Annotated in this window: 2 protein-coding genes and 1 pseudogene; 2 read left to right on the forward strand and 1 reads right to left on the reverse strand. The window is 76.3% G+C overall.

Annotated features, from left to right (window positions below; translation table 11 throughout):
- Together ACSNOD_RS29850 and ACSNOD_RS29855 are read left to right on the forward strand one after the other, a co-directional pair.
- Nucleotides 1-866, forward strand: a pseudogene (locus ACSNOD_RS29850) (citrate:proton symporter); the annotation flags it as partial.
- Between the two features lie 101 nt (nucleotides 867-967).
- Nucleotides 968-1792: a class I SAM-dependent methyltransferase gene (locus ACSNOD_RS29855; RefSeq protein ID WP_436770205.1), complete on the forward strand. Its 825-nt coding sequence runs from the start codon at nucleotides 968-970 to the stop codon at nucleotides 1790-1792.
- 72 nt (nucleotides 1793-1864) lie between these two features.
- On the opposite strand, the gene lnt is transcribed toward ACSNOD_RS29855, so the two are convergent.
- Nucleotides 1865-3293, reverse strand: a 1429-nt coding sequence (gene lnt, locus ACSNOD_RS29860; protein WP_436770206.1) for an apolipoprotein N-acyltransferase, incomplete at its 5' end; no start/stop codon positions are given.

The following is a 3293-nucleotide window of genomic DNA, read 5'->3' on the forward strand; positions in this document are numbered from 1 at the left end:
GTCGCCCAGCGGTCGGAGATGTTCACCCCGGCCGCGCTGGTGGCGGAGGTGCCGGCGTCGCCGGTACGGGTACGGGCTCGGGCGCCGGTACGGATGCGGGTGTCGCCGGCGGTGGTACGGGTGCGGGTTCCGGCGCCGTTACGGGAGCGGGCGGCCGTACGGATACGGGTGTCGCCGGCGGTGGCGCGGGCTCCGGCTCGGGCGCGGAAGCCGGGGACGAGGGCGTGTCGGTCCTCGACCCCGACCGGCCCACCCTGCGCCCCCGGCTCTACTGGTTCAACGCCGCCCTCACCGTCGCCCTGCTCACGCTGCTGATCACCCAGGCGCTGCCCATCCCCGTACTGTTCCTGCTCGGTGCCGCGATCGCGCTGACCGTCAACTTCCCCCGGATGCCGGACCAGAAGGCGCGGATCGCCGCCCACGCCGAGAACGTGCTCCACGTCTCCGGCATGGTCTTCGCCGCCGCCGTCTTCACCGGCGTCCTCACCGGCACCGGCATGGTCGAGCACATGGCGCGCGCCGTCGTCGACGCGATCCCCGACGGCATGGGCCCCCACATGGGGCTGGTGACGGGCGTGCTCTCCATCCCCTTCACCTACTTCATGTCGAACGACGGCTTCTACTTCGGCATCGTGCCGATCCTCGCCGAAGCCGGCGCGGCCCACGGGGTGGCGCCCATCGAGATCGCGCGGGCCTCGCTGGTGGGGCAGGCGCTGCACATGTCGAGCCCGCTGGTCCCGGCGGTCTATGTGCTGGTGGGCATGGCGAAGGTGGAGTTCGGCGACCACACCCGGTCCACGGTCGTCTGGGCCGCGCTCACCTCGCTGGTGGTGCTCGGCGCGGGGCTGCTCTTCGGCATCATCTGACCGGGCCGCGGCGGCGGCCCCGCCCGGGTCCGGGGCGCCGCCCGGGCGCCGCCGGTGGCCGGTCGGCGCCGTCCCCGCCGGGCGCGGCGCGGCGTACGGTCATGAGCATGTCCTCGACACGCAGGTTCTACGACCAGCTCGCCGATGGCTACCACCTGATGTACCAGGACTGGAACGCAGGCGTCGACCGTCAGGGGCGGGCCCTCGCCGGGGTGCTGCGCCGGCTCGGGGCCGGCGGAGCGGGCGCCGGGCCCGAGTCCTGGGACGTCCTCGACTGCGCGTGCGGCATCGGCACCCAGGCGCTGGGGCTGGCCGCCGCCGGCCACCGCGTCACCGGCACCGACCTCAGCCCGGTCGCCGTCGCCCGCGCGGCCCGCGAGGCGGCGGCCCGCGGGCTGTCCCTGCGGACCGCCGCCGCCGACATGCGCCGACTGCCCTTCCGGCCCGGCTCGTTCGACGCCGTCGTGTGCGCCGACAACGCCCTCGCCCATCTGCTGACCGCCGAGGACGCGCACACCGCCCTGACCGGCATGCGGCGCGCGCTGCGCCCCGGCGGCCTGTTGCTGCTGAGCCTGCGCCCCTACGAGACGGCCCGCCGGGAACGCCGCCCCGCCACGGTGCCGCAGGTGTCCCACACGCCCACCGGCCGCGCCGTCACCTTCCAGCTCTGGCACTGGCACGACGACGGCGAGCGCTACGACATGGAGCTCTTCCAGCTCCTCCCGGACGGCGACGACTGGCGGGTCCAGGTACGGCGCACCACGTCCTGGGCGCTGCGGCGCGACCAGGTGGGCGAGCTCGTGGCGGGCGCGGGCTTCGAGGGCCTCGACTGGCTCGAACCGGAGGACACCGGGTTCTTCCAGCCCCTCCTGACGGCCTCGGCCCCCGCCCGGCCCCCGGCGCCCGCGCCCCGGACCGGCGGTTAGCCGCCCGCGCCCGGGGGGCGGTCAGCCGCTCGTTGCCCGGCCCGGTGGTCAGGCGGTGTCCCGGGCCGGTGGTCAGGCGGTGGCGTCGCGACGGGCGCGCAGCCGGAACCGTACGGCCCCGGTGAGGCCGGCCACGGCCAGCGCGGCCAGCACCGCCTCCGGCCAGGCGCCCAGGCGCGTCGCCGGGGTGAGCGAGGAGCGGCGCGGCACCTCCGCCACCAGCGCGGCCGGGGTGAACATCTCCGACCGCTGGGCGACCGTGCCGTCCGGGCGGATCACCGCGCTGACCCCGCTGGTGACCGGCACCAGCACCGTGCGGCTGTGCTCCACCGCCCGCACCCGCGACATCGCGAGCTGCTGGTAGGTCATCTCGGTGCGGCCGAAGGTGGCGTTGTTGCTGGGCACGGATATCACCTGGGCGCCACCGGTCACCACGTCCCGCACGGCACGGTCGAACGCGGTCTCGTAGCAGGTGGCGAGCCCCACCCGGGTGCCCGCCATGGAGAACACGCCCGGCTCGTGCCCCGGCCCGAAGTCCCGGCGCACCCGGTCCACGTCCGAGCTGAAGATCCGTACGAAGCCGCGCATCGGGATGTACTCGCCGAACGGCTGGACCCGCCGCTTGTCGTACTCGGCGACCGGCCCGCGCGCCGGGTCCCACAGCAGCATGGTGTTGCGCAGCGTGCCCGTCTCCGGGGCGATGACCGTCCCCACGGCCGTCGGCGCGCCGATGGCCCGGACGGCACCGGCGATCACGTCATGGGCGTCGGCGTTGGCGTACGGGTCGATGTCGGAGGAGTTCTCCGGCCACAGGACGAAGTCGGGGCGGGGCGCGCGGCCCGCCCTGACGTCCTCGGCGAGCTGGGCGGTGCGGCGGGCGTGGTTGTCGAGCACGGCCCGCCGCTGGGCGTTGAAGTCCAGGCCGAGCCGGGGCACGTTGCCCTGGATCAGCGCGGCGGTGGCCGTGCCCTCCTCGGCGGCGTTGCTCACCAGCGGGAGCGCGGCGAAGGAGCCGACCACGGGGAGGGCGACGGCCGCGCCCGTGGCGGCGATCGCCACGATGCGGCGCGGGCCGCGGGCGGGGGCGGGGGCGTCCTCGGCCGCCGGGCGCCGGCGGCGCCACACCCGCCGCGCCGCCTCCGCCAGGCCGAAGCCGCACAGGGCCACGGCGAAGCCCAGCAGCGGGGTGCCGCCGACGGCCGCCAGCGGCAGGAAGAAGCCGTCGGCCTGGCCGAAGGCCAGCTTGCCCCACGGGAAGCCGCCGAACGGCAGCCGGGCCCGCAGGCCCTCCACGGCCGTCCACACCGCGGCCGCCCACAGCGGCCACGCGGGCAGCCGCGTCACCAGCGCCGTGGCCGCGCCCGCGACCCCGATGAACACCGCCTCGATCAGCGCCAGCGCCAGCCACGGCACCGGCCCCACGTCCTCGCCCGTCCACACGAGCAGCGGCAGGAAGAAGCCCGCGCCCGCGACGTAGCCGAGGCCGAAACCGGCGCGGGCC

Origin of the sequence: Streptomyces sp. URMC 123 (genome assembly GCF_051386515.1) — a bacterium.
Classification (GTDB): domain Bacteria; phylum Actinomycetota; class Actinomycetes; order Streptomycetales; family Streptomycetaceae; genus Streptomyces.